The 23,195-nt window shown below is 72.7% G+C and carries 23 protein-coding genes; 10 read left to right on the top strand and 13 right to left on the bottom strand.

Annotated features, from left to right (window positions below; translation table 11 throughout):
• Positions 1 to 128: 128 nt before the first annotated feature.
• The 10 genes from IE107_RS31430 to IE107_RS31385 all read left to right on the top strand — a co-directional run bounded on the left by IE107_RS31430 (position 129) and on the right by IE107_RS31385 (position 10,518).
• A complete protein-coding gene (locus tag IE107_RS31430; protein ID WP_189547764.1) occupies positions 129 to 1,022 on the top strand; it encodes a phosphorothioated DNA-binding restriction endonuclease in 894 nt (297 codons plus the stop codon).
• A gap of 68 nt (positions 1,023 to 1,090) precedes the next feature.
• On the top strand, positions 1,091 to 1,591 hold the full coding sequence (locus IE107_RS31425) for a hypothetical protein (protein ID WP_189547763.1): 501 nt from the start codon (positions 1,091 to 1,093) through the stop codon (positions 1,589 to 1,591).
• 412 nt (positions 1,592 to 2,003) lie between these two features.
• Positions 2,004 to 2,501 (top strand): SigE family RNA polymerase sigma factor, encoded by a 498-nt coding sequence (locus IE107_RS31420; RefSeq protein ID WP_229867391.1) that lies wholly within the window; start codon positions 2,004 to 2,006, stop codon positions 2,499 to 2,501.
• Positions 2,494 to 2,919, top strand: coding sequence for a hypothetical protein (locus IE107_RS31415; protein WP_189547762.1), 426 nt, complete (start codon positions 2,494 to 2,496; stop codon positions 2,917 to 2,919). Before IE107_RS31420 ends, IE107_RS31415 begins: the two co-directional genes overlap by 8 nt.
• A gap of 88 nt (positions 2,920 to 3,007) precedes the next feature.
• Positions 3,008 to 4,261: a mannosyltransferase family protein gene (locus IE107_RS31410; protein ID WP_373302541.1), complete on the top strand. Its 1,254-nt coding sequence runs from the start codon at positions 3,008 to 3,010 to the stop codon at positions 4,259 to 4,261.
• A gap of 143 nt (positions 4,262 to 4,404) precedes the next feature.
• Positions 4,405 to 4,641, top strand: coding sequence for a ferredoxin (locus IE107_RS31405; RefSeq protein ID WP_189547761.1), 237 nt, complete (start codon positions 4,405 to 4,407; stop codon positions 4,639 to 4,641).
• Entirely contained in the window at positions 4,631 to 6,025 is a 1,395-nt protein-coding gene (locus IE107_RS31400; RefSeq protein WP_189547760.1) for an NAD(P)/FAD-dependent oxidoreductase, read from the top strand. Before IE107_RS31405 ends, IE107_RS31400 begins: the two co-directional genes overlap by 11 nt.
• Positions 6,026 to 6,046: 21 nt before the next feature.
• Positions 6,047 to 7,282 carry a cytochrome P450 gene (locus tag IE107_RS31395; RefSeq protein WP_189547759.1) on the top strand — a complete coding sequence of 412 codons (1,236 nt, stop codon included), beginning with the start codon at positions 6,047 to 6,049 and terminating at the stop codon, positions 7,280 to 7,282.
• A 28-nt stretch (positions 7,283 to 7,310) separates the two neighbouring features.
• On the top strand, positions 7,311 to 9,020 hold the full coding sequence (locus IE107_RS31390) for a helix-turn-helix domain-containing protein (protein ID WP_189547758.1): 1,710 nt from the start codon (positions 7,311 to 7,313) through the stop codon (positions 9,018 to 9,020).
• Positions 9,021 to 9,171: 151 nt separating this feature from the next.
• Complete coding sequence (locus IE107_RS31385) at positions 9,172 to 10,518, top strand: type III PLP-dependent enzyme domain-containing protein (protein ID WP_189547757.1); 1,347 nt, start codon at positions 9,172 to 9,174, stop codon at positions 10,516 to 10,518.
• 6 nt (positions 10,519 to 10,524) lie between these two features.
• Here IE107_RS31385 and IE107_RS35445 read toward each other — a convergent pair whose 3' ends face one another.
• The 13 genes from IE107_RS35445 to IE107_RS31320 all read right to left on the bottom strand — a co-directional run bounded on the left by IE107_RS35445 (position 10,525) and on the right by IE107_RS31320 (position 22,678).
• Positions 10,525 to 11,391, bottom strand: a complete 867-nt coding sequence (locus IE107_RS35445) for a discoidin domain-containing protein (protein ID WP_229867389.1) — start codon at positions 11,389 to 11,391, stop codon at positions 10,525 to 10,527.
• A gap of 269 nt (positions 11,392 to 11,660) precedes the next feature.
• Positions 11,661 to 12,194, bottom strand: a complete 534-nt coding sequence (locus tag IE107_RS31375) for a phage tail protein (protein ID WP_189547756.1) — start codon at positions 12,192 to 12,194, stop codon at positions 11,661 to 11,663.
• Between the two features lie 5 nt (positions 12,195 to 12,199).
• A complete protein-coding gene (locus IE107_RS31370) occupies positions 12,200 to 14,158 on the bottom strand; it encodes a putative baseplate assembly protein (protein ID WP_189547755.1) in 1,959 nt (652 codons plus the stop codon).
• Positions 14,155 to 14,568, bottom strand: coding sequence for a GPW/gp25 family protein (locus tag IE107_RS31365; protein WP_072488546.1), 414 nt, complete (start codon positions 14,566 to 14,568; stop codon positions 14,155 to 14,157). Before IE107_RS31365 ends, IE107_RS31370 begins: the two co-directional genes overlap by 4 nt.
• A 6-nt stretch (positions 14,569 to 14,574) precedes the next feature.
• Entirely contained in the window at positions 14,575 to 14,868 is a 294-nt protein-coding gene (locus IE107_RS31360) for a PAAR domain-containing protein (protein WP_189547754.1), read from the bottom strand.
• Between the two features lie 36 nt (positions 14,869 to 14,904).
• Positions 14,905 to 16,914 (bottom strand): VgrG-related protein, encoded by a 2,010-nt coding sequence (locus IE107_RS31355; protein WP_189547753.1) that lies wholly within the window; start codon positions 16,912 to 16,914, stop codon positions 14,905 to 14,907.
• The gene (locus IE107_RS31350; RefSeq protein WP_229867387.1) at positions 16,914 to 17,717 is read right to left on the bottom strand and encodes a CIS tube protein; all 804 of its coding nucleotides are present in this window, start codon (positions 17,715 to 17,717) and stop codon (positions 16,914 to 16,916) included. Before IE107_RS31350 ends, IE107_RS31355 begins: the two co-directional genes overlap by 1 nt.
• 5 nt (positions 17,718 to 17,722) lie before the next feature.
• Positions 17,723 to 18,160 (bottom strand): phage tail protein, encoded by a 438-nt coding sequence (locus IE107_RS31345; protein ID WP_072488542.1) that lies wholly within the window; start codon positions 18,158 to 18,160, stop codon positions 17,723 to 17,725.
• Between the two features lie 65 nt (positions 18,161 to 18,225).
• Entirely contained in the window at positions 18,226 to 20,001 is a 1,776-nt protein-coding gene (locus tag IE107_RS31340) for a hypothetical protein (protein WP_189547752.1), read from the bottom strand.
• Between the two features lie 29 nt (positions 20,002 to 20,030).
• On the bottom strand, positions 20,031 to 20,174 hold the full coding sequence (locus tag IE107_RS31335) for a DUF6760 family protein (protein ID WP_093896703.1): 144 nt from the start codon (positions 20,172 to 20,174) through the stop codon (positions 20,031 to 20,033).
• Positions 20,171 to 20,629 (bottom strand): hypothetical protein, encoded by a 459-nt coding sequence (locus IE107_RS31330; protein ID WP_189547751.1) that lies wholly within the window; start codon positions 20,627 to 20,629, stop codon positions 20,171 to 20,173. The genes IE107_RS31335 and IE107_RS31330 overlap by 4 nt, the downstream gene beginning before the upstream one ends.
• Complete coding sequence (locus IE107_RS31325; RefSeq protein ID WP_072488539.1) at positions 20,629 to 21,072, bottom strand: phage tail protein; 444 nt, start codon at positions 21,070 to 21,072, stop codon at positions 20,629 to 20,631. The genes IE107_RS31330 and IE107_RS31325 overlap by 1 nt, the downstream gene beginning before the upstream one ends.
• Positions 21,073 to 21,127: 55 nt before the next feature.
• A complete protein-coding gene (locus tag IE107_RS31320) occupies positions 21,128 to 22,678 on the bottom strand; it encodes a phage tail sheath family protein (RefSeq protein WP_189547750.1) in 1,551 nt (516 codons plus the stop codon).
• Positions 22,679 to 23,195: the final 517 nt, after the last annotated feature.

The raw sequence follows: 23,195 nt of genomic DNA, 5'->3' as shown, positions 1-23,195 counted from the left end.
GCCCCAGGTCAGCGGGATCACCCTGTGCGATGAGCCCCGTCGCGGCCGTTGAGTCCTCGTCCCGTGGGCGGGGCGGCTCGCCGCCGCCTCGGCCCCCTCTCCCGACGGGCTCGCTACGCTCGCCGGTCATGGACTGGGTCGAGCGCGCCGCGCAGCTGAGGCAATGGACCGGGAACGGGATACGGGCTCCGCACAAACCGCTGCTGTTGCTGTACGCCCTCGGCCGGTTCCAGGAGGATGCCGACGGCGGGTTGCGGTACAGCGCGGTGGAGGAGGATCTGAAGCGGCTGCTGGCCGAGTACGGGCCGGCCAACAGGACGACGCCCGCCTACCCTTTCCACCATCTGGTCAGCGACGGGGTGTGGGAGGTACGCACCGATCGCGGGCCAGGCAGCCCCGGCACCGGAGTGCGTGAGCTACGGGCGAGGGGCGCGACGGGGCGGCTGGCTCCGGAGCTGCGTGCGGCCCTGCGACGTGAGCCGTCGCTGCTCGGCCGGATCACCGGGGTGCTGCTCGATCAGCACTTCCCGCCATCGCTCCACGGCGAGCTGCGCGAGGCGGTGGGCCTGGAGCAGGTACCGGTGGGGGCCGAACCGCTTCCGGCCGGGCGGCGGCAACGGGATTGGCGGATGCGGGAGATGGTGCTGACCGCCTACGAGTACCAGTGCGCGTTCTGCGGTTACGACGGCAGGATCGGTGCGGTGCCGGTCGGGCTGGAGGCGGCGCACGTGCGCTGGTGGGCGTTCGACGGCCCGGACGACATCGACAACGGTCTGTGCCTGTGCGCGTTGCACCACAAGCTGTTCGACAAGGGCGTCCTCGGCATCGGCGAGGGCCACCGCATTCTCGTCTCGCAGAAGTTCGTCGGGCGCAGCCCGGCGGCCCGCGAGCACGTGACGGCGCTGGCGGGCCGCCCGTTGACCGGCCCGCAGCCGGGCACGAGCCCGGTGGCGGAGCGCCACCGGTCCTGGCACACCGAGCAGGTCTTCCACGGCGCCCCGCGCCCCGCCTCCGTGACGTGATCGCCCGGCGTCGGTACCCACCCTCGGGCGGTGGTCGTTATCGGGCAAGGTCACCCGAATCGCTGCGGATGCCGCCGCCCCACTTCGGTACGACCGAAGGGGAGCCGCCCGGCCGGCCGCGGGTGATCGAGGGCTCCGGTCTCACGTACTGGTTCCTGGACCCGTCGGCCGCGCTGCTGCCCGCCTCCGGCGTCGGCGCGGGGCCGGCTCTTCCGTCGGGCTCCGGCGAGGCCCACCGGGAGGCGTACCGCTTCTACCGGGAGGTCGTGGCGGGCGGCCCGGTCGGCCTGGCGGCGCTCTGGCTGCTGCAACGGGCGGAAGAGGCGAAGGACGTGCTCGACTGGACGGTGACCCATCAAGGTCTGCTCTCCGACCGCAACGACTGGGAGCACACCCTCGCGGCGGCGCTCCAGTCGCTGACACCGGAGGACCGGAGCTTCGTCGGCGCCAACATGGCGAGGGTCCTCAGCGATGTGGGGGTTGTTCAGGGCGACGAGGTGCTGCGCCGGATCGGCCGCACCGGCACGACGGGGGACGACGGGACGGACCCGTACGGAGAACACCGGTGATCAACCACCCCGGGGCACGACGAGCGCGGTCGCGGGGAGGGAACGGGGCATGGGCGCATGGGCCTGAACACACGCAGTCCCCGGTAGTCCTTCTCGGTTCCGGGACTTCCAGCCGTCGCTGAGAGCTCCGGTCCCGGAGGATCTGCCGGGGGCCTGGCCAGAGCCAACAAGTGAGTCACGCGGTCGACGAACGTCTTCGTCGATGGTGCGGCTCACTCTGGTTTTCTGGTGTATTGAAGATTCTCCTCCGTATTTCTCACTGGTCAAGGGGTTTGGTACTTCTTTCTCGTGTATGCCCGCATTCGAGACGCTGTGTGATCACCGTCACCCCGATTCTTCGGGTCCGGTGTCGTCCGGATGCGGGCTGCCGGGCGTATGCCCGGTGAGACCGAGGAGATCCAGGAGTTGTTTGTTGACCGTCGAGGAGTTCGAAGAGTTCTACGCGCAGACGGCTGCCCGGCTGACCGGGCAGTTGTTTGTGATGCTCGGCGACCAGCACGAAGCGCAGGACGTGGTGCAGGAAGCTTTCGTCAAGGGCTGGAGCCGGCGGCGGCAGCTCGATCGTGACGGGCAGCCCGAGGCGTGGATCCGTACGGTCGCCTGGCGGCTGGCGGTGAGCCGGTGGCGGGTGCGGCGTCGTACGGCGGATGCCTGGCAGCGCAGCGGTGCCCCGCCGCAGGCGGAGGAACCCGGGCCGGAATCGGTGGCCCTGGTGGAAGCGCTGCGGGAACTGCCGCCCAGGCAGCGACGCACGCTGGCGCTCCACTACGTCTGCGATCTGACCGTCGAACAGATCGCCGCGGAGACCGGTCTGGCGGCCAGCACCGTCAAGACACACCTGGCCCGGGGCCGGGCCACGCTCGCTCACCGTCTGCAGGATCCGCGTACCGAGGAGGGGCCCTGTGTCTGAAGCCCACGACCCGTTGAGGTCCCTGTTCAAGGAAGCCGCCGCCGCCGGGCAGTCCCGCGCGCGTTCCGTTCCGCCCTCGTACATCACCGAGCGCGGGGAACGGGTGCGCAGGCGTCGGATCGTCGCGCTGGCCGTCGGGGCCTGCCTGGTCTTCTCGGGTACGGGCGCGGCCGTGGCCTCGCTGGTGCCGGACAGCACGGGCACGACCGGTCCGGCCACCACGCCCTCGCCCGGCCCCTCGCCGCGGCTCTCGCCCTCGCCGACCTCACCGGGCTCCTCACCGGGCTCCTCGCCCAGCTCCACGAATTTCCCGTCCTCGCCGCCGCGAACCAGCCTGCCGCCGACGAACACCCCGTCCGAAAGCCCGTCGACGTCACCGGCCACGCCCGGCCGGAGCGTCAGCCTTCCGCCTCCCTGACCGCCCCGGCCTCCCGACCGACCGAACATGGCCCGTGCCCGGCCGGGCCATGTCCGGTGTGCGCTGAACCGACGCTGGAGATTGTGCTGTGAGCCTTTCCACCCCCCAACGGCCCCGCCCGCCGGGCGAGCATCCGCCCCTTCGGGCCGAAACCGCTCCCGACGCACCCCGCGACGCCCCGGCACCGGGCAGGAAGCTCTTCGCCCGGCTGCCGATGCGGATCGGGCCCGCCGACCGCGAGGTGCTCTGGCTCTACCTGCTGACCCGGGTGGGCATCTGGACCACCGCCTACTGCACCCGCTGGCTGTTCCCCGACACCGACGGGACGCGTCACGCCGGCTCGCTGCTCCAGTCGTGGCAGCGGTGGGACTGGTGGCACTACCTGCACATAGCGCAGCAGGGCTACTTCCCGGGCCGGTCCGGTCCCTGGACGCCCGACTGGGACAACAGGGAGGCCTTCTTCCCCGGCTTCCCGTTCCTGCTGCGGGCCGTGCACACCGTCGTGCCGAGCTGGGCGGCCGCCGGTGCGCTGATATCCCTCGTCGCCGGCGGCGTCGCCGTGCTGGCCCTGGCCCGTATCGCCCGGCTGCACCTGCCCGAGGCCGCCGGGCAGCGCGCGGCGCTGTTCTTCCTGCTCTCCCCGTGCGCGGTCTTCCTGGCCGCGGGCTACACCGAAGCGCTCTTCCTCGCCCTGGCCCTGCCCGCCTGGCTGGCCGCCCAGCGCCTCAACTGGCCGCTCGCGGCCGTACTGACGTGCCTGGCCACCACCGTCCGGGTCAGCGGCCTGTTCCTCGCCGCGGCCATCGCGGTCCACTTCCTGGTGACCGCGCGTACTGCCGCCCACTGGCGCCGTCTGCCCTGGCTGACGCTGCCCGCCCTGCCGCCGTTCCTCTACAGCTGGTACCTGCACGCGCACACCGGCGACTGGATGGCCTGGAAGCACGCCGAGGAACGCGGCTGGTACCGCGACTTCCACGCCCCCTGGGAGGCCTGGAAGAACACCTGGCACGCCGCCTTCGGGCACTCCCAGGCCACCGGATACGCCCTGATGAGCCAGGCCGAACTCCTCACCATGCTGGTCGGCATCGTCCTGTGCGGCCTGCTGCTTCGGCGCCGGCGCTGGGCGGAGGCCGCGTACATCGCGCTCAGCCTGTGGGCCCTGGGCACCTCCTACTGGTACACCTCCATTCCCCGCGCGACCCTCCTGTGGTGGCCGCTGTGGACCGGTCTCGCCGCCTGGAGTCTGCGCAGCCCCCGCGTCAAAACCGCCTACCTCGTCGTCGCGGCACCCCTGATGACCGTCTTCGCCGTCACCTTCCTCTCCGGCCGCTGGGCCGGCTGAGACGGCGGCCGGTCGCGGCAGTACGAGCGCGGCCCCGTAGGCCGGTCGGTGACTCCATGACTCCATCGGGTCGCCCGCGCTCGCGGATCCGGAACGGCCCTCGCACGCTGAGGCGGGGGTACTACTGGAAGGGCGGCCCCTTGATGAGGCTTGTCGTCGATCTCAACCGGTGCCAGGGGTACGCACAGTGCGCCTTCCTGGCGCCGGATGTCTTCGCCATGCACGGCGAGGAGTCCCTGTTGTACAACCCGCACGCCGAGGCGGCGCAGCGCGAGCAGGTGCTGCGCGCCGCCACCGCGTGCCCGGTGCAGGCCATCCTGGTCGAGGACCCGGACGCGGCACCGGGCGCGGCGGAAGACGAGCTGTCCCATGTCCGGTGACGGCGCTCTGGAGCGGCTGAGGCGCGAGGGGCGGATCGTGATCGTCGGCGCCTCCCTGGCAGGCCTGCGGGCCGCGGAGACGCTGCGGAAGGAGGGCTTCACCGGTTCGCTCACGCTGATCGGCGACGAACCCCACGAGCCGTACGACCGTCCACCGCTGTCCAAGCAGGTCCTGCTGGGCCACGCGTCCGCCGACCGCACCGAGCTGCCCAGGATGCGCGGGCTCGACGCCGACTGGCGGCTCGGAGTCGCCGCCGCCGGGCTGGACATGGCCGACAGGCGGGTGCGGCTGGCGGACGGCGACGAGGTGGAGTACGACCGGCTGCTGATCACCACCGGGGTACGCGCCCGGCCGTGGCCGCATCCGGCGGAGGCCGAGCTGGACGGGGTCTTCGTGCTGCGCACCCGCGACGACGCGGCCCGGCTCCAGCGGCGGCTGGCCGCGTCGCCGCGCCGGGTGCTCGTCATCGGCGCGGGCTTCACCGGCTCGGAGATCGCTTCGGCCTGCCGCGAGCGCGGGCTGCCGGTGACCGTCGCCGAACGCGGGGCGGCGCCCCTCGTGGGCGCGCTCGGCGGAGTGATCGGCCAGGTGGCCGCGGAACTGCAACGCGCGCACGGCGTGGACCTGCGCTGCGGAATCATGGTCACCGGGCTGGAGGGCGACTCGGCGGGCCGGCTGCGGCGCGCCCATCTGTCCGACGGCACCACCCTCGACACGGATGTCGCCGTCGTCTCGCTCGGCGCGACCCGGAACACCGAGTGGCTGGCCGGATCCGGGCTCGGCGCCGGTCCGCGCGGCATCGCCTGCGACGCGGGATGCCGGGCCTTCGACGTCCGCGGCATCGTGACCGACGACGTCTTCGTCGCCGGTGACGTCGCCCGGTCCCCGCACGCGATCTTCGGGTACCAGTTCCTCTCCCTGGAGCACTGGGGCAACGCCGTCGCGCAGGCCGCGACCGCGGCGCACAACATGATCAGCAGCAGCTCCGAGCGCCGACCGCATCTGTGGGTACCGGCCTTCTGGTCCTCCCAGTTCGGCGTCAACATCAAGTCGGTCGGCGTCCCCTCGCTGGGCGAGGAGGTCATCGTCGCCCAGGGCTCGCTCGCCGAACGCCGCTTCACCGGTGTGTACGGGTACCAGGACCGGGTCATCGCCGCGGTCTCCTTCGACCAGACGAAGTGGCTGGAGTTCTACCAGCGGCAGATCGAAACGGCCGCCCCGTTCCCTCCGGAGTACTCCTCGGTGAACCGCCGCCCCGAAGGGCTGCGGCCGGTCCCGGCCGACTTCCCGGACCCCTCCCTGCCCACCCACGGGCCGTCCGTCACCGTCAGCGGCTACTCACCGACCGACCAGCGGATCACCTTCACCCCCGCCCGGGGCTGACCCAGCAAGGACCTCGCCACCATGACGCAAGAGACGCTCCTGCGGCAGATCATCGACTACGACAACCGTGCCGACCCGTACCCGCTGTACGCCGAGCTCCGTAAGACACCGGTGCGTCAGGAGGGGGACGAGCTGTTCGTCGTCAGCACGTACTGGGAGATCAAGAGCCTGCTGCACGATCCGCGGATCAGCTCGGACGCCCGCAACCTCTCCCCCGGTGCCGCAGGCACCCTGCTCCAGGAGGAGGAGGCCTCGCCGCTGCCGCCCTCCTTCCTGCGGCTGGACCCTCCCGAGCACGACCGGTTGCGCCGGATGACGATGCGCCCGTTCGGGCCGCCGGAAACACCCCGGCGCATCCACAACATGCGCGGCGAACTGGCCCGCATCGTCACCGACCTCATCGACGGCTTCGGGGACCGGAAGCAGGTCGACATCGTCGACGACTTCTCGTACCCCTTCCCCGTCACCGTGATCTGCCGACTGCTGGGCGTTCCGCGCGAGGACGAGGCACGCTTCCACACCTGGGCCGACACCATCGCCGCCGGCCTCGACCCGGCCCCCGGCCAGGACGCCGGCGAACAGCACCGCGTCACCCAGCAGGCCCGCACCGAACTGGGGATGTACCTGTCCGGGCTCATCGACGAACGCAGCGGGGCGCCCGGCGACGACATGCTCTCCGAGCTGGTCACCCAGCACGGCCCCGACGGGCAGATGACCCGGGCGGAACTGCTCAGCACCGCCTCCCTGCTCCTGATCGCCGGTCACGAGACCACGGTCAACCTCATCACCAACGGGATGCTCACCCTGCTGCGCAACCCCGAGGTCCTCGGCCGGCTGCGCGAGGACGCCCGGCTGGCCGTCCCGCTCGTCGAGGAACTCCTGCGCTTCGAGCCCCCCGTGCAGTTGCTCCCGCAGCGCACCACCCTCGCGGACATCGACATCGCCGGCACCACCATCCCCGAGGGCGCCTCCGTCTGGCTCGTCCTGGCCTCCGGCAACCGGGACCCGCAGCGGTTCCCGGACCCCGACCGCTTCGACCCCGACCGGAAGGACATCCAGCACCTCGGCTTCGGCAGCGGCATCCACAACTGCTTCGGCGCACCCCTGGCCCGGCTGGAGGCACAGCTCGCCCTGACCGAACTGACCCGCAGACTCGACGGCCCCCGCCTGGTGGAGGACCCGCCCCCGTACCGGCAGAACGCCGTACTGCGCGGCCCCCGCCATCTGAACGTCGCCTTCGACGGACTCCGTTCCTGAAGCCGGTCGTCCGGACCATGATGGGCGGATGCCGACGCACGAACCGGACCGGCGCGAGGCCGGCCCCTCGCTGGAGCAGATCCTCGGCCTGGTCACCCCCGGGATGCTCGATGTCGTCGTGGCCCCGCGCGGTACCGCGGTCCCGGTGTCCGATGTGGCGCTGCACGACCCCGGCGAGGAGCGGGACGACGGCACCCGGGCCGCGAGCGGGCTGATCCTGCTCGCGGTCGGTGTGGAGGTCGCCTCGCCCGAGGCGGTCGATGTGCTGCGCGGCGCCGACCGGTCCGGGGCCGCCGCCGTGGTGATGCGGCGGGGTGGCCGAGGGCCGCGGGCGGCGCTGGTGGAGGCGGCGGGCCGGGGCCGTACGGCGCTGCTGACCCGGCGACCGGGTCATGGCTGGACGGAGGTGCTCGGCGGCTTGCGGACCGCTCTGGCGCACAGCGCCCCGGCCGGCGCGGACGGAGCGGCCGGGGTGGCGGGGCTGCGGCTCGGCGATCTGTCCGGGCTGGCCAATACGGTGGCGGACCTGGTCGGCGGAGCCATCACCATCGAGGACCCGCAGTCGCGGGTGCTGGCCTACTCGCGCCTGGACCACGAACCCGATCCGATGCGCCGGCTGACGATCCTGGGGCAGGAGGTCCCCCGCTGGCGCGTCGTCGAGCTGCGCGAAAGCGGCTTCTTCCAGGCCCTGTGGAGCACCGACGGGGTGGTGCGGCTGCCCGCCGACGCCCGGTACGCCGAGCGGCTGGCCATCGCCGTGCGTCACGGGTCCGAGGTGCTCGGCTCCATCTGGGCCGCCGCCGACGGGCGCCCGCTCGCCGAGGACGCGGCAGCCGCGCTGCGTACGGCGGCGCGGGCCGCGGTACCCCATCTGTCCCACCACCAGACCTGGGGCCGGGCCGCGGCCCGCGCCCGGGAAGGGGCGGTGCACGCGCTGCTGAACGGGGACGTCCGGGCCGCGCCCGAGGCCGGGATCACGACGGACCGGCCGTACGCGGTGGTGGTCGCGGAGGCGTACGACGGGCGGGAACCCGGGGTCGGCACGGCGTACGAGGGGCGGGAACCCGGTGCGGGCGGGGTGCCCGACGCCGCCGGGCAGCGGGTGCTGGATGTGCTCGCGCTGCAGGCCGCCGCGTACCGGCCGGGGTGTGTGACCGCACGGTCCGGGCGGCGGCTGTACGTCCTGGTCCCGGCCGGGGACGGGGAGACCGGTCCGGCCAGGACCCTGCTGGCGACGGCGCGCTCGGTCCCGCGCAGCGTGGTCCTCGCGGGCGCCGGTCCGGTGGCGGCCGGACTGCTGGGGCTGCCCGCGTCGCGGGAGGCCGCGGAGCTGGTGGTGCGGGTGCTGCGGGAGCGGGCCGCCGGGCGGCCCGCCGGGGAGGTGGTGTCGGCGGTCGCGGCGCACGACGAGGTGGTGCCCGAGACGACGGTGCTCCGGCTGCTCGACCGGGTCGAGCCGTTGTGGGATTCGCTGTCGGGGCCGGTGCACGCGATGCTGGAGCACGACCGGGCGCACGGTTCGGCGTACGGCGATTCGGTCGCCGCCTACCTCGACGCCTCCTGCGACACGGGCACGGCCGCGCGACGCCTCAATGTGCACCCCAACACCCTGCGGTACCGGCTGCGCCGGGCCCGGGAGCTGTTCGGCGTCGATCCGGCCGACCCGGCCGTGCGGCTGCTCGCCGAGGTCGGACTGCGGCTCGCGGCCCGGCGGCCGCCCGGGGCCGCCGGCCGTTGATCGTTCGGCTGTCCGGTACGGCAAAGGAATCGGGCGGGCGTCGTCGTGTCGGTCGAAGACGCGCCGTCCCCCGCGCGCCGAAGCTGTCCCTGGTGCCGGTCGCGGCACTGGGTGACGGCGTACCAGACGGAGGGGTGTTGTGGTGGTTGGCATGACTTCAGGTTCGGCGGCTTGGCAGCGCGGTGACCGCCGCACGGCGGCGCTGGCGCGCGCCGTCGAGGACGGGCTGCTGGGTCCGCAGTCGCCCGTGGTCGGACTGCTCGACGTGGACGGTGTGCTCGCCGCGGTGGACGCGCTGGACGAGGCGTTCGAGGGGCCCGCCCCGGTGCTGCACACGTTCGCCGCCAAGGCGTGCGGCCTGGTGCCGGTGCTGCGGCTGCTGGCGGACGCGGGGATGGGGTGCGAGGTCGCCTCGCCCGGGGAACTGGAGCAGGCGCTGGCGGCCGGGTTCCCGTACGACCGGCTGGTCTTCGACAGCCCCGCGAAGACGGTCCAGGAGCTGGAGTTCGCGCTCGCCCACGGCATCGCGATCAACCTGGACAACTTCCAGGAGCTGGCCCGGGTGGACCGCCTGCTGGCCGGCCGGGAAGCCTCCGGACCCATCGGGCTCCGGGTGAACCCGCAGGTGGGGGCGGGCGCCATCGGCGCGATGAGCACCGCGACCGCGACCTCGAAGTTCGGCGTCGCGCTGCGCGACCCGGGGGCCGTCGACGCGGTGATCGAGGCCTTCGAGCACCGGCCCTGGCTCAACCGGCTGCACGCGCACGTCGGTTCCCAGGGCTGCCCGCTGCCGCTCATCGCCGAGGGCATCCGCGCGGCGTACGAGCTGGCCGAGCGGATCAACACCCGGCTGGGCCGCGCCCGGATCACCGGCATCGACATCGGCGGCGGCCTGCCCGTCAACTTCGCCGACGAGGACGACCGGCCCACGTACGCCGACTACGTGGCCGAACTCCGCGCGGCCGCGCCGGGTCTCTTCGACGGCCGGTACACCCTCGTCACCGAGTTCGGCCGCTCCCTGCTCGCCAAGAGCGGGACGATCGGCACGGTCGTCGAGTACACCAAGTCCGCCGGCGGGCGGCGGATCGCGGTCACGCACGCGGGGGCCCAGGTCGCCACCCGTACCGTCTTCATGCCCGGCTCCTGGCCGCTGCGCGTCGGGGTCTTCGACGCTGCGGGCCGCCCCAAGCAGGGCCCGGCCGAGGTCGTCGACATCGCGGGGCCCTGCTGCTTCGCCGGGGACCTCACCGCGAGCGCGCGCGAGCTCCCGGCCGTCGAACCCGGCGACGTGGTGGCGCTGTACGACACCGGGGCGTACTACTTCTCCTCGCACTTCTCGTACAACTCGCTGCCCCGGCCCGCGGTGTACGGCTACCGCACCGGCGCCGACGGGCAGTTGCGGTTCGCGCTGGTGCGCGAGGCGCAGAGCGTGCGCGGGGTGGTCGAGGAGAGCGGCCTCGCGCAGGCGTACAACCTGGTGGTGCTGCGTACGCGGTGAGCCTTCTCAGGACCTCCGGCCGAAGAACTCGATCTCGGCGACGGCGAGTCTGCGGCCGGGGCCCGCTCCGTAGGTGGTGTCGGTCGTGAGCCGGGCCCGGACGATCTCCGATCCGCGCAGGTCGAAGGTCTGCTGGCCGGGCTGGTCCTTGACCCTCAGCTTCTTGCTGACGCTGGTTCCGTCGGCGGAGGTGAGCAGGACGGTGATCCTGGCCGGGCGGGCCTGGGTGAGGAACTCGTCCATCTTGGCCGACGTACCCGAGAAGACGACCAGCTTCAGCACCCGTACGGGCTGCTCGAAGTCGCACTCCAGGTACTGGCCCACCCCGGTGTCGGACCCGGCGGCCGAGGGCGCCCAGTAGCGGTTGTTGAAGCCGTCGAACGCCGCGCCCGCCGGGTGTCCCGGAGCCCTGCTGGAGGCCCGGAACCGGGTGGGCGGCACCGCCTCCGGCGTCCCCGTCTCGTCCTTGGCGAAGCCGAACCAGCCGGACAGGTGAGGCAGGGCGAACCAGATCCCGCACGCCAGCACGATCAGCACGACCGGCAGCGCCAGACCGGGGCGGCGCCACAGCCGGCGCTTCGGCCGGGTGCCCGCGGTGGGCGCCTGACGCGGTCGCCGCCGGAAGATCCGGCGCCACCAGGGAGGCCGGGCTTCGGGCGGCGGGCCCGGGTCCAGGAGCAGCGCGCAGCGGATGCACAGGGTGCGGTCCGGGGCGTTCTCCGTACGGCAGTTGGGGCAGCGGACGGGCAGCACGGGGGGCGGGCCCGGGGGTGCGTTCGCCGGGCCGGGCGCCACGTCGGGCAGCGCCTCGGGCCCCGGTACCGGCTCGGCCGGATCGTCGCCGGGGCGGCGCGGGGCGGCGGGAGCGGGCACGGGAAGGGTCGGCTGGGGCTGGGGTTGCACGGTCGGCCGGGGCTGGGGCTGGGGTTGCACGGTCGGCTGCGGCTGAGGGGTGGGATGCGGCCGGGGAGTCGGCTGCGGCGCGGGGGCAGGTGCAGGGGGCGCGGGGGCCGGGGCGGGAGGTGCGGGGGTGGCCGGAGGTGCCGGGCTGCCGTTCTGCGGCGCCTCCCACTCCAGGAACGCCTGGCACGACGTACAGAACTGCGTCCCCGGCGCGTTGTTCTGGCCGCATGTCTCGCAGATCACGAGACCTCCAGGTCGAAGCCCACATGTGCCGGGATCTCCGTACGGATCAGCTCCTCCAGCCGGACCCGGTCGACCTGGTACGGCTGCGCGGGCCGGACCCGGACCGTGACCCACGGCCGCGGGCCGCCCGGGAACTGGGTGTGCGGCGTCGTCGACCATGCCGTACCGCCGCTCTCCACGATCTCCGGCTCGATCCCCGTCTCCAGGAACACCGCCTGGGCGAGACCGCGCCGGGTGCCTCGCCGGCTGTGCCGCTCGACCGCGCCGCGCACCGTCGCGCGCCGCTGCTCGACCGGGCGGTCCGGGCGGGTGTCGACAGCCACCCACTGGGCCAGCCAGGCCAGGAAGTCCTCGGGCGCGCTGCGGGGGTCGAGGTGGGCGGGCAGGTTGTCGATGGAGAGCAGGACCGGGGCGAGGACGTCGTCGAGCGCCGCGAGGAACCGGCGCAGGAAGTCCTGCTCCAGGTAGACCGCCGGGAGCTGTTCGATCAGCGGGTGCGGGGTCGGCAGGCCGGTCACGGCTGTGCGCATGGCGGTCAGGCCTCCCGTACCCGGAGCTGGTGCTCGTAGCTGAAGACCAGGGCGTGCCGGTCCAGCGCGATCTTGGTGGTGGGTTCGCCGCGCTGCCCGTTCACGGGGTCGGCGGGGAACAGGCGTACGTCCTCCACCAGGTCCACGCCCGGCACCTGCTGCAGTACGGCGAACGCCTCGCCAGACTGGATCGGCCGGCCGAACGGCCAGCCGTCGCCGCCCGGTCCGCCGCTCAGCGGGTTGAAGTAGCTGTAGAGGGCGGTCAGCGCCTCCTCGCGCACCCGCTCCAGCACGACGCCCCGGCGGGCCTGGACCGTGGCGACCACCGTGACCCCCTGGTAGAAGGGCCGCTCCACCACCAACCGGGCCCCGATGGGCCGTCGTTCGTCCAGATGGCCCGCGATCAGAGCGAGGGTGTGCTGCGGCGGGATCAGCTCGTCGAACTGGATCCGGCCCTGCTCGTCGCTGCGCCCGGCCGGTACGACGAGCAGCCGCACCCCGCCCGCCTCGACGTCCGAGTCCCCGCCGGCCGGGATGCACTGCACCCGGGCCGCGTCGGGCGCGACCTCCCGGGCGAGCAGTTCGTAGTCGTGCGGCACGACGGCCCGGTGCAGGGTCCGCAGCGTCATCGGGCCCCGCACCCGCGCGCTCTCCACCGTCTCGCCGTCGACCCCGCCGAGCGCGGGGCGGCGGTTCTCCACCCGGGCCACGTACGGGATGGCGCTGCGCAGCACCCGGAGCGTGGAGCGGGCGACATTGCCGCGCAGCCCCCCGCCGGTGCGGTACGAGCGCACGCGTACGGTCGCGCCCTTCGGCGGCACCTTCCCGTAGTAGCGGATGGAGCCGTCCCGCTCCCGTACCGCCGGACCGAATTCGACCCGCCCCGAGTTGGGGTCGAGCGTGATGTGCCGGTCCTCGGGACCGGAGTGCGCGAAGTCGTCGACCCGGGTCCACTCCGTGCCCTGCGGGCCGCCCGCCGGGTCCGCGACCTCGACGACGAAGTCGCCGGGGACGACCGGCGGCCGGCTCACCGTGAAGATCTGGCCGGGTACGCCCTCGGCCGGGCCGAGCACCTCGTCGGTCACCGTCTCGGCGTGCACGGCGCCGACGGTCGCGCCGATCGTGAACGCGGTGATCCGGCGGACCACCGGGGGCGCCATGTAGGTGGGCTGCCCCGGGGCGGCCTCCACCAGGCGGCAGCGCAGCCAGCCACCGGTCCGGCGTACGACGACGGCGGGCGTGTGGCCCTCGGGGAGGTGCAGGATCAGCTCTCCGGACCGGTTGAAGCCGCCGGTGTCGTCCTTCTCGATCTCGCAGGCCGTCCAGGCGTTGCCGTCCCACGCCTCCCAGACCAGCGGCGGCCGCAGCGGGTCCACGCCGACGCCCTCGACCGCGCAGTCCAGCCGGAGCACGACGACTCCCGAGGGGACGGCCGCGGACAGGCCCACGTAGAGGGCGTCGCCGGGCGCGGGCGTGGCGCCGAAGCAGGGGACGGACCGGCCGAGCGTGAGTTCCTCGGTACGGTCCAGGGCGTCGCCGGAGGTCGGCCAGGCGGCGAGGTGGGCGAACTCGCAGGGAACGATGGACAGTTCGCGTTCGGTGGTGAAGACCACCGCCTCCTCGGTCTCCGTGCGTACGGTCGCCACCTCCGTGCCGGCCCGCACCCGCACCGGTTCGGGCTGCGGCGCGGAGAGCCGGAACGTCACATCGGCGTGGGCGGCCGTGGGCGGGTGGAGCCGGACCCCGATCAGGTCGAGGAAGGTCAGATAGCTCTTCTCCGGGACCCGGTTCACCCGGTAGACAAGCTGGTCGACCATGGTCGCGAAGGCCTCGATGAGGGTCACGCCCGGATCCGACACATTGTGGTCGGTCCACTCGGGGCAGCGCTGCTGGACGAGCCGTTTCGCCTCGTCGACCAGGCCCTGGAAGCGGCGGTCGTCCAGATACGGGCTGGGCAGCGTCACGCGCCGTCCACCTCCTCGTGCTGCGGGATCACATAGAACGGGAAGACCAGGTTTCGGGGGTCGTTGGCGCCCCGGACGGTGTAGCCGATGTCGATGTACAGGACGCCGTTGTCCACCTCGTCGAACCGGACGACGACCTCGGTGACCTCGATCCGGGGCTCCCACCGGTCCAGCGCGAGGCGCACCTCGTACGCGAGCTGCCCGGCCGTGCCCGCGTCCGCCGGGGCGAACACGTAGTCGTTGACGGCGCAGCCGAACTCCGGCCGCATCGGCCGCTCGCCCGGTGACGTCGCCAGGATCAGCCGGATCGACTCCTCCAGCTCGTGTTCCCCGCGCACCAGGGCAATGGAACCGGTGGCGTCGGTGCGCGGCGGGAAGGCCCAGCCCGCGCCGATGAACTCCTGCCCCATGGACGCTCAGCCTCCGATCAGTACCGTCGGGCACCCGGACACGATGGGTGCGCCGCAGGCGGCCCGGTCCCCGACGCGTGCGGCGGGCCGCCCGCCGATCAGGACCGTGGTGCTGCCGGGCGGCGTTATCGCGGACGGGGCGTGCACCGCAGGCGGCGGCATCGCGCACAGGTGCGGGGTGCCGACCGTGGCGGCGGGCAGTCCGCCGATCAGCACGGTCGGGACGCCGGGGGGTCCGACCGTGCCGGGATGTCCGGTGGGGTCGCCGACCCGTGCGGCTGCCGCAGCGGCTGCTGACATGGAAGTCCGTTCCTCTCGATCGGCGCGTCCGCGCGGTCAATTGATCTTCACCATGGGTGCGTTGATGGCCAGGGAGCCGCCGCCCTTGATGTCGGTGCGCTGCGTTCCGTTGACCGCGACCTGGGCTCCCTGTACGTCGACCGTGCCGCCGGTGGAGAGCTTGACCTCGCCGTTCCCGCCGTCGACGTTCACTCCGCTGCGGGACTTCAACGTGACGCTGTCACCGCTCAGTTCGAGCGTTCCCTGCCCGCCGTCCAGCGCGACCCCGCGGGCCGCCTTGATGGACACCTGCTGCTTGGCCTCGATGTTCACGCTGCCGTCGCTGTTGATCACGATCACGGTGCCCCTGCGGTCCAGATCGATCTTCAGCTTTCCGTCGCCGGTGAGCAGGCGTACGCCCTGCGGCCCGTTGGCGTCGTCCAGGATCTCCAGCTGGTTGCCGCTCTTGGAGGCGACCGAGCGCCGGTTGACGGCCCCGCTGGTCGGATCGACGAGCGAGCCTCCCGGGGCGGGCTGCGAGGCGGGTCCCGAGCCGGACGAGCCGCCGGCCCCGGCCGCAGCTCCGGCCGCGGCTGTCGGCCCACTGCCGGCCGGGCCCGTCGGCCCACTGCCGGCCGAACCCCCGCCACCCCCGCCGCTGCCCTGGGACGGCCGGTCCTTTCCGTTGTACAGACCGGCGAGGACGTACGGGCGGTCCAGGTGCCCGTGCTCGAACCCCACCAGCACCTCGTCCCCGACCTCGGGGATGAACGCCTCGCCGCCGCTCGTCCCGCCCGACTGGGCCGTCCGCGCCCAGTCGCTCGCGTACTCGTCCGACAGCCAGGGGAACCGCACCTTGACCCGGCCCGAGCCCTCCGGGTCCTGGGTGTCCGTGACCGTCCCGCTGACCAGCCCCGCGCAGCGCGACCCTCCCCCGCTTCCCGTGCCGGAGCCGCCGGAGCCAGGGCCTCCGCCGGTCAGCCCGAACAGCGAACGCTCCTGCTGACCGGAGACGGTGAGCCAGGTCTCGTACCCGCGCACCGGGTCGAAGACATGCCGCGACGAGGTGACCGTGTACCGCCCCTCGAACGGCGCCCCCACCGCGTTGAGCGCCACCGCGCTGCCGGCCCGCACCTCCGGGTTCCCCCGGATCACCGCCTCCAGCTCCGCGAACGACCCGGCGATCCGCTCGGCCAGGGCCTTCGCCGCCTGGTCCACCTGGGCCTGCGCCCCGTACGCCGCGTCCGTGACGACGAAGCGCGCCTCGCCGAACGGGGCGGACACCTCGGCCGCGCTCACCCCGAGCTCCAGGGTCGCCGACTTCCCGGCGGGCGCCCGCCCGACCAGCGGCTGCTTGGTCTTGACGTCCCAGCCGCGCACCTCGACCTCGGAGACCTGCTCGGCCGACGACACCCCGGCCCGGCAGCGCAGCAGGTTGCTGCCCATCTCCAGGACCAGCGGATTGCGGTCGGCGCGCGCCGAGCCGTCCGGTGCGCCGCTCGCCTCCGCGGGCCGGGTGATGTGCAGCTGACCGTCGAGCACATACGCCTGGGCGCCCGCCTCCTCGGCCAGGTCCCGGATGAACTCCCAGTCGGTGACGTTGGGCTGGGCGATGTGTTCGAGCACGGGACCGGCCACGTCGACCTCTCCCGGCTTCAGCCCGGCGCGCTGGGCGACCTGGGCGCAGATGTCGGCGAGCGTCATGTTCTGGTAGCTGGCGACCCGGCGGCCGCGGAACAGCCGGTGCGACTCGTCGAGCCCGCGTACGACGGTGAAGGTGCCGGTCTCGTCGAGCTCCACCTCCAGTGCGGTGACCACTCCCTTCAGCAGCGGCTTCGGCGCCGCGTCGCCGCCCGCACGGGCCAGCAGCCTGACCTCGCTGCCGATCTTCAGCCCGGTCCGGTCCAGCAGCACCCGGTCCGGGTCGCGGAAGCGCAGGAGGAACAGGTCGGGCAGCGTCCGGCTGTCGTCGACGTACCCCTCGACCAGGGTGTTCACGAACTTCGGCGGCAGCGGACTGCCACCCAGCTCCACCACCAGCGCCGTCGCGACGCCCGGCTGCGCCATCAGGACCGCCCTCCGTCCCGGCCCTCTTCGAGCCGGCTCAGCTCGTCGAGCGCGGGGAGCAGCAGCTGCCGTCCGGGGGCCAGCCGCATCGGGTCGTCGATCCCGTTGGCCTCCGCGATCACCCGCCAGGCCGCCGGGTCGCCGTACTCGCGCTGGGCGAGCGACGGCAGCGAGTCCCCGGCGTCCAGCCGGTGCACCCGGCGGGCGGCGAGGGCGCCCGAGGTCGGGTTCTGGCCCGGGGTGTCGCCGCTGATCTCCTCCATCGTCACCTGGCAGACGGCCCGGATCGGCACGCCCGACGTGGTGAACAGGGTGTATTTCGCCTGCACTTGACTGACGTAGCCGGGGAACCCGGTCAGCCCGCCCCAGTGGAAGACCACCCACGGCGGCGAGGAGCGCTGCTGCTGACGGGTCTCGTCGGTCGGCACGCAGCACGCGAAGAGCTGTTCCACCGAGGTCACCACCCGGGTGTCCTGGGTGTCGCTGGCGTCGAAGAACATCTCCACGGTGAGCTTGCTGGGCTGCGAACCCTGGTACTCCGGCGGGCCGGAGCTCTTCGCGCCCTTGGCCGGGCTCCGCTTCCAGGAGGCGGCTTTGGTGAGGCTGAGCTCCTTGGGGTTGAACTGGAAGTCGATCCGCCCGCACGGGCCGCCAGGGGTGAGGCCGCCACCGGTCGGCGGGGTCCGCAGCTCCAGGTAGGCGTGTTCCAGCTTGGGCCTGGCCGAACCTCCCTTGCCCGCCTTCGCGGCCGATGCCCCGGACGTACCGGCGGCACTGAAGGCGATGGGACCGGCACCGCTCACGACGCTCAGCCCTCCATCACATAGCCGTGATGGGCGATCTCGATCGTCTCCATCGCGACCTTGGGCGATTCGGGGGTGAAGGAGGGACCGGTCCAGCGGACGGGCACGACCTCCAGCAGCCCCCACTGGGCCACCTTCTGCCCGTCCCCGGTCCGCGCCTCGATGTGCGCGGTCTTGCGGCTGAACCCGGTCGTCATGGTGGCGAACCAGCGCGCCACCTTCTCGGTCTCCTTGGTCAGCGGCCTGGACAGTTTGACGTTCGAGTACTTCAGGCGGGTCGGCAGCTGCCACAGATGCCCGTTGTTGCCGCCCTCCTCCCGTGTTTCGAGCACCACTTCACAGCCCAGCCCGTCACATGTGTTGAACGACCCGAGCTCGATGTCGTCGATCGTGACGACGAAGCAGACACTGACGGCGGGATCGTTCTCCTGGGCGGTGGCCATGGTCCGTACCTCTCGATCTCAGTGCCTGGTGTCCGTGCCTGAAGTGCCTGTGTCCGTACCTGAAGTCAGTGCCTGGTGTTGATGAGGAATCCCGCCCGTTCGCGTTCCAGCCGCAGATCCGCCTTGAAGAGCCTGCTGAGCGGCGGATACAGGGCGCGTACCAGTTCGTCGGTGACGACGGGCGCACCACCGGAGGCGGAGGCGGCCCCGGACGCGCCCGGCGCACCGTGGGCCTCGGCCGTGGGCCCGGGTTCCGGTTCCGGCCGGGGCTCTGCTTCGGGCGCGGCCTCCTGGGGCGGATCCGGAGGCGGTGGCTCCTCGCTCTCCGTCTCGCGCTGCACGACGGGCGCCGAGTACGACGGCGGCGGCGACCCGAAGACCACGCTGCCGTCCGCCATCCGCTGGGCGACTCCGGCGGCCACGGCGACCGAACCGGCCGGGGTGAAGGAGGGCGCGGAGGACGCGGAGGGGGCGTGGGCGGCGGACAGTGCGGTACGGCCACCGGCACCCGGCAACGAACGAGGCACCGGCGGCCCCCCGGCGGCCTGACGTTGCAGGGCGGGAAGCGACGGGGCGGACGTACGCGCCCCCTCCGCCGGAGGCGTGGCGGTACGCTGCAACGCCGCCGGAAGGGATGCGGCCGGCGTCACCGAGGGCATGCCCTCCCGGTCGGACGTCCAGCGCACCGGAACGGAATCCGGCGGAGCGGACGGCGAAGGCAACGGTGGCGGGGCCGACGGCCCGGACACCGGCCCCGTACCGGCCGAGGGAACCGCTGCCGCCCCGTCCGCGGCGGAACGCTGTACCGCACCCGCACCGCTGCCCGGCCCGGCCCGGAGCGTCACAGGCCGGTCGGCGAGCAGGGGCGCGACCGGGTCGGTGGGCGGGGGCGGCGATAGGGGGGCCCGCACGGGCACGTCGGGTGTCCGCTGCACCGCCGGTGCGGGAGCCGCCGGTCCGGACTCCGGCGCGGCAGGGAGCAGAGGTGAATCGCCGAGCAGCGGCGCGGTCGGCCCACCGGAGTCGGGTGGCGGCTCCGGGATCCCTGACGACGCGGAGAACTCCGGAACTCCTGACGACCCGGAGAACACAGCAGCCTCAGAAGACTCGGCGGCACCGGGTGCCTCACCGACTCCCCCGCCCGTCCCCACCGTCTCCGGACCGTCATGGGCAGCCTGCCGCTGCGCCGTGGGCGGCAGTGCGGCCATGGGCGCACCGAGACCGGGTGCCCGCCGGGGCCGGTCCGAGGCCGAAGGCAGCCCCGAACGCTGCACGGGCGGAGCCGGGGACGGGAGCGGCGGCGGAGCGGAGGACGGGGTCGCAGGCTCAGGAGCCGAGGCCGGCACGAGGGGCTGCTCGCCCACCAACCGGCGTACCGGCAACTCCGCCACGGCCGACTCCCCGGCCGACGTCATCGCGGGCGCACCCCCCGCGACAGCACGCTGCACGGGCATGGACACGGACAGGGGCACGTACCCGGTCCGGACCGGCAGCTCCCCCGGACGCTCCACGGTGCGCTGCACCGGCGACGGGCGCTCCGCGGTGACCGGGTCAGCCGGGGCGGTGATCCCGTGCACCAGCCCGGTGGGCGCGTCCGGGCTGACCAGATGACCGAGGGGCGTACCGAGCGAGGTGTCCTGCCGGGTGGCGAGCGACCCCTGGAATCCGGAAGGGTCGATGACCAGATCCTGAGCACCCAAGGACCGCTGGATGGGCGGCAGTTCGGCCGGATCGACCTTTTCGCGCGGTACGGCGGGCGGGGCGGCACCCTCGCCTCCGGTCTCCGCAGCCGTCCCCGTACCCGAGCGCCCGCCACCGCGCAGCCAGGACATCAGGCCCATGGATTTTCCCGCCCTCCCTGCGCTGTTCGCTACTGCCCGTTGAGGCGAGCGATCTGTGCGACGAACCTCAGTCGTTCCGGGTGCTCCAGATCCAGCAGCTCATCGAGCGGCCAGTGGAAGTGATAGGCGAGGTACGCGACCTCCTCGTAGAGCAGGTCGGCCGCGTACGTCACGATTCCCCCAGGCGGCCACCGGCGAGATTCACCGCGAACTCCTCCTTGCAGGACGGACAGGAGACGGCGGCGCGGGTGTGTCCCTCGGCGTTGATCCGCCGGTAGAAGTCCTGGAGGAAGGCAAGGTCGGAGGCGAAGAGGTCCTCGATGATGCCGGGGTGGATGTCGTCGATCGTCCCGATCCGGGTGACGACCCGGGCGATGAGCACCACCGAGAGGTACGCGGAGTTCTCCCGCACCCGGTCGTCCCGCAGCGGCACGAGTTCGTCGCGCGCCGTCGCCAGCCGCATGACACCCGTGTGGTGCACGGCGCCCGTCTCGTCGACGTACCCGCGCGGCAGCTCGAAGGTGAATTCGGTACGCAGCGGCTCCCGTTGACCGGACCGCCCGCTCCCGCCGGCCGGGAGGTGTGCGTCCGGCCGTTCAGGGGCCTCCGCCGGAGCCGTGCGCCGCATCAGTCGAGTTCCATGCTCTCGTAGGTGATCGCGAGCTTCTCCGTCAGGACCGAGGTGTCACCGGCCTTCAGGGTGCCGATCTCCAGGGACTTCGGCCAGGCGTTGATGAGCTTGTAGCGCTTGATGGCGATGCCCTCGTGGTCGTACACGATCACCGCACCGTTGCGGCGGGCCGCGGTCATCCGGCCGAACCGGGAGTCCTTGATCCACCGTTCGAAGCTGTTGTCCTCGGTGAGGCCGCGGGTCACGGTCACCTCACCGGCCTTCGGCCTGCCGGGGAGCTTCTTGATGGCGTAGCGGCCGTCGGCGGTGTTCTGCTTCAGCTCGATGACGTCCTGCTCCATCTTCAGACCACTGACCTCGGTGATCTGCTTGATGACGACGCTGTCGAATTCGAGGCCGAAGGAGGCTCCGACGGTGCTGTCGAGATCGGGAAGTGGCACAACAGGCTCCTTTACCGCTTTTACCGCTGGGTGGACCTAGGGGGACCAGGCCGCGCTACTCGTCGACACCGCCGGTGCCCCCGGTCAGCTGGGAGAGGCGGAAGACGACGAACTCGGCCGGCCTGACCGGCGCCACCCCGATCTCGCAGATGACCTGACCTGCGTCGATACTCTCCGGCGGGTTGATCTCGCGGTCGCACTTGACGTAGAACGCCTCTTCCGGAGTGAGCCCGAACAGCGCCCCCTTGCGCCACTCGTTGACCAGGAACGCCGATACGGTGCGCCGGATACGGGCCCACAGGGCGTCGTCGTTCGGCTCGAAGACGACCCACTGCGTACCGGCGAGGATCGACTCCTCCAGGTAGTTGAAGAGACGCCGGACGTTCAGATAGCGCCAGGCCGGATCGGAGGCCAGCGTGCGCGCGCCCCAGACCCGGATGCCGCGCCCGGGGAAGGAACGGATGCAGTTCAGCCCGATCGGGTTGAGCAGATCGTGTTCGCCCTTGGTCAGCTGGGTCTGGAGGGCGACCGCACCGCGGACGACCTCGTTGGCCGGGGCCTTGTGCACCCCGCGCGACTCGTCGTTGCGGGCCCAGACCCCGGCGATGTGGCCGCTCGGCGGGACGAGCCGGGCGCGCCCGGACGAGGGGTCGGCGACCCGGATCCAGGGGTAGTAGAGCGTGGCGTACTTGGAGTCGAAGCCGGCGCGGTCGGTGCGCCAGGCGCGGATCTGCTGCGGGCTCAGTCCCGGCGGCGGGTCGAGTATGGCGACCCGGTCGCCCATCAGCTCGCAGTGACTGATGAGCCCCTGCTGTACGGCGACGACCGACTCCAGGTCCAGCAGCCCGCGTTCGTACGCGCTCATCAGGTCCGGTACGGCGATGGTCGTGACCTCTTCGACCGCTTCGAGCCCGCCGAGACCGGTCCGGCGGTCGGGATCGCCGACGTACAGCTCGGGGGTCAGCGCCCCGGCCGCGGGTGAGGCGGGCGCGGCGGGGGCCAGGGTCACGCTCTGCGGCTCGGGCTTGGCCGGGGCGGCGCCGCGGGCCGTCTCGCGTATCTCGATGAGCTCCGACTTGGCGTTGACCCGGGTGGCGACGTTCTCCTTGCTGCGCTTGGTCGTGACGCTCGGGTACGTCTCCGCGACCTGCCCGTCCCGCTTCACGATCAGCTGGAAGACATCGGAGGGCGGATCGTCCCCCTCCACCTCGGTCACCTCTACGGTGACCTCTCCGGCCACACCGGGGCGGGGTTTCACCGCGTACGGCCCGAGCTGCGTCTCCGACCCGGCGGGCAGTTGTCCGGCTGCCCCGTTGGTCTCGTCCTCGGCCGACGGCTCGGTGCCGTCACCGATGCGCACCACGTAACAGACGCCGCCGCCGTTGGCGAAGAACCCGTACACGGCCGAAGCCAGATACGTGCCGTCGACGAAGTCACCGAACGTGCCTGCGAACTGGCTCCAGTTGGTGATCAGCGTCGGCTCGTCGAACGGCCCCTTCTGGGCGAAGCCGACGAAGGCGGCGACCGAGGTGCCCACCCCTTCGATCGGCCGGGATCCGGACTCGATCTCTTCGACGTAGACGCCCGGGGACAGGTACGACGGCATATGAGTCTCTCCTTGGCCGGGAACGCCCGCAATTCTCGCGACACCGGCGATCACCGGGAACGGACACTCGGCCGCCCACCCGTGCACCGGCCGCTGCCCGATCAGGCAATGCCGTCGTGCTGTACGTGCCGCCGGGCGCTGCCCCCGACCGCGGTGCGCCTGTCCTGCGTACGGCGCGGGTGCTGAGCACACCCTGGGACGGGGACAGGGGACATGTGCGGCCGGGAGGGCGGATGAAGGCGGTTCCGGAGAAGGACCCCTCTTCTGCCCGACCCTCTCCCGCTCATCCTTCCGCTCATCCCGACGTCTCCCGTACGACGACGGCACCGGAGCGCCCACGGGGCGACCGGCCTGCCCCTGACCGCCGGAGTCTGCAACGTCTTCAGCGTGCGGCGGGGAACGCGGCCGTCTCCCGCCTGGTCGCGCAGCGGTACACGGCGCCGGTGAAGCCGTCCCCCGCCCAGGCCCCTGGCTTCCGCAAGGTGAAGGCGGATGTGGCGGCGAAGAAGGTCCGCCT

This window comes from Streptomyces gelaticus, assembly GCF_014649535.1.
Classification (GTDB): Bacteria; Actinomycetota; Actinomycetes; order Streptomycetales; family Streptomycetaceae; genus Streptomyces; species Streptomyces gelaticus.
This window is presented reverse-complemented; position numbering and strand designations above follow the sequence as displayed.

Coding starts and splice junctions, on each gene's coding strand:
- IE107_RS31430 (WP_189547764.1), top strand. CDS start 129: ATGGACTGGGTCGAGCGCGCCGCGCAGCTGAGGCAATGGACCGGGAAC.
- IE107_RS31425 (WP_189547763.1), top strand. CDS start 1,091: ATGCCGCCGCCCCACTTCGGTACGACCGAAGGGGAGCCGCCCGGCCGG.
- IE107_RS31405 (WP_189547761.1), top strand. CDS start 4,405: ATGAGGCTTGTCGTCGATCTCAACCGGTGCCAGGGGTACGCACAGTGC.
- IE107_RS31400 (WP_189547760.1), top strand. CDS start 4,631: ATGTCCGGTGACGGCGCTCTGGAGCGGCTGAGGCGCGAGGGGCGGATC.
- IE107_RS31395 (WP_189547759.1), top strand. CDS start 6,047: ATGACGCAAGAGACGCTCCTGCGGCAGATCATCGACTACGACAACCGT.
- IE107_RS31390 (WP_189547758.1), top strand. CDS start 7,311: ATGCCGACGCACGAACCGGACCGGCGCGAGGCCGGCCCCTCGCTGGAG.
- IE107_RS31385 (WP_189547757.1), top strand. CDS start 9,172: ATGACTTCAGGTTCGGCGGCTTGGCAGCGCGGTGACCGCCGCACGGCG.
- IE107_RS31375 (WP_189547756.1), bottom strand. CDS start 12,194: ATGCGCACAGCCGTGACCGGCCTGCCGACCCCGCACCCGCTGATCGAA.
- IE107_RS31365 (WP_072488546.1), bottom strand. CDS start 14,568: ATGGGGCAGGAGTTCATCGGCGCGGGCTGGGCCTTCCCGCCGCGCACC.
- IE107_RS31360 (WP_189547754.1), bottom strand. CDS start 14,868: ATGTCAGCAGCCGCTGCGGCAGCCGCACGGGTCGGCGACCCCACCGGA.
- IE107_RS31355 (WP_189547753.1), bottom strand. CDS start 16,914: ATGGCGCAGCCGGGCGTCGCGACGGCGCTGGTGGTGGAGCTGGGTGGC.
- IE107_RS31345 (WP_072488542.1), bottom strand. CDS start 18,160: ATGGCCACCGCCCAGGAGAACGATCCCGCCGTCAGTGTCTGCTTCGTC.
- IE107_RS31340 (WP_189547752.1), bottom strand. CDS start 20,001: ATGGGCCTGATGTCCTGGCTGCGCGGTGGCGGGCGCTCGGGTACGGGG.
- IE107_RS31330 (WP_189547751.1), bottom strand. CDS start 20,629: ATGCGGCGCACGGCTCCGGCGGAGGCCCCTGAACGGCCGGACGCACAC.
- IE107_RS31320 (WP_189547750.1), bottom strand. CDS start 22,678: ATGCCGTCGTACCTGTCCCCGGGCGTCTACGTCGAAGAGATCGAGTCC.